At 53.3% G+C, this 1,713-nt stretch carries 1 rRNA gene; it reads right to left on the bottom strand.

Annotation, left to right across the window (positions count from 1 at the left end):
- Positions 1–16 precede the first annotated feature (16 nt).
- A 23S ribosomal RNA gene (locus tag DOT_RS04145) occupies positions 17–1,713 on the bottom strand; the annotation flags it as partial.

Here is a 1,713-nt window from a genome sequence, read left to right as displayed (position 1 = left end):
TAGCGTAGGGATCGTTTAGGTCAAGCCCTCGACCGATTAGTACCAGTCAGCTCCACACCTCACGGTGCTTCCACACCTGGCCTATCAACCTGATCATCTTTCAGGGGTCTTACCAGCTTATGCTGTGGGAAATCTCATCTTGAGGTCGGTTTCGCGCTTAGATGCTTTCAGCGCTTATCCGCTCCGAATATAGCTACCCAGCTGTGCCTCTGGCGAGACAACTGGTACACCAGTGATTCGTCCATCCCGGTCCTCTCGTACTAGGGACAGATCCTCTCAAATTTCCTGCGCCTGCGACGGATAGGGACCGAACTGTCTCACGACGTTCTGAACCCAGCTCACGTACCGCTTTAATGGGCGAACAGCCCAACCCTTGGGACCTACTACAGCCCCAGGATGCGATGAGCCGACATCGAGGTGCCAAACCTCCCCGTCGATATGGACTCTTGGGGGAGATAAGCCTGTTATCCCCAGGGTAGCTTTTATCCGTTGAGCGATGGCCCTTCCACTCGGTACCACCGGATCACTAAGCCCGACTTTCGTCCCTGCTCGACTTGTTGGTCTCGCAGTCAAGCTCCCTTATGCCTTTACACTCTTCGCGCGATTTCCAACCGCGCTGAGGGAACCTTTGGGCGCCTCCGTTACTCTTTAGGAGGCGACCGCCCCAGTCAAACTGCCCACCTGATACTGTCCTAATCCCCGCTTCAGGGGACCTAGTTAGAACTTCAGTACAAAAAGAGTGGTATCCCACCGGCGACTCCACCAAGGCTGGCGCCCTAGCTTCTTAGTCTCCCACCTATCCTGTACATTTTATACCAAAATCCAATGTCAAGCTACAGTAAAGCTCCATGGGGTCTTTCTGTCCTGTCGCAGGTAACCCGCATCTTCACGGGTATTACAATTTCGCCGAGTCCCTCGTCGAGACAGTGTCCAGATCGTTACACCTTTCGTGCGGGTCAGAACTTACCTGACAAGGAATTTCGCTACCTTAGGACCGTTATAGTTACGGCCGCCGTTTACTGGGGCTTCAATTCAAAGCTTCGGGTTGCCCCTAACCTCTCCTCTTAACCTTCCAGCACCGGGCAGGTGTCAGCCCCTATACATCTCCTTTCGGATTAGCAGGGACCTGTGTTTTTGTTAAACAGTCGCCTGGACCATTTCTCTGCGGCTCTTGTTGCCAAGAGCGCCCCTTCTCCCGAAGTTACGGGGCTATTTTGCCGAGTTCCTTAACGAGGGTTTTCTCGCGCGCCTTAGGATTCTCACCCCATCTACCTGTGTCGGTTTACGGTACGGGCACCTAGTCACTCACTAGAGGCTTTTCTTGACAGCTTGGAGTCGGTTACTTCGCTACTAAGTTTCGCTCCCCATCACGTCTCAGAGTTAGCAGGGCGGATTTGCCTACCCTACCTCCTTCATCGCTTGGGCCAACTCAACCAACGGTTGGCTTAACCTATCCTTCTGTGTCACCCCATTGCTCAAACATTTCTAGGTGGTACTGGAATCTCAACCAGTTGTCCATCACCTACGCCTTTTGGCCTCGGCTTAGGTCCCGACTTACCCTGGGCGGACGAGCCTTCCCCAGGAAACCTTAGATTTTCGGCGGGAAGGATTCTCACCTTCCTTTTCGCATACTCATACCGGCATTCTCACTTCTATCCACTCCACCAAACCTTACAGTTTGACTTCTCTGCTGATAGAACGCTCCCCTACCCC

The organism is Desulfosporosinus sp. OT (genome assembly GCF_000224515.1).
Lineage (GTDB): Bacteria > Bacillota > Desulfitobacteriia > Desulfitobacteriales > Desulfitobacteriaceae > Desulfosporosinus.
The sequence above is the reverse complement of the archived record's forward strand: the minus strand, read 5'-3'. Positions and strand labels throughout refer to the sequence as shown.